Origin of the sequence: Lactobacillus corticis, from assembly GCF_018327645.1 — a bacterium.
Lineage (GTDB): Bacteria > Bacillota > Bacilli > Lactobacillales > Lactobacillaceae > Lactobacillus > Lactobacillus corticis.
Genome location: NZ_BMAY01000097.1, coordinates 1 through 201, shown reverse-complemented (window position 1 = coordinate 201; position 201 = coordinate 1). Strand labels below are relative to the sequence as shown.

At 35.8% G+C, this 201-nt stretch carries 1 pseudogene; it reads left to right on the top strand.

From position 1 onward, the window contains the following. A pseudogene (locus tag KI210_RS08895) lies at positions 1-201 on the top strand (IS30 family transposase); the annotation flags it as partial.

Below are 201 nucleotides of genomic sequence, written 5' to 3'. Positions count from 1 at the left end.
TGATTGCTCTCCTTCTACTATCAGTTATGAGGTTAAACGTGGTACTGTTTTGCTTTATCATGGTAAGCAAAAACGCTATAAGGCACAACAAGGTGATAAAGCTTACCAAATACATCGTAAGAATTGCGGTCGTAAATCAGATTTCTTAAAGAAATCTGACTTTATCAAATACGTTAATAAGCATTTCTGCGAAGATGGCTG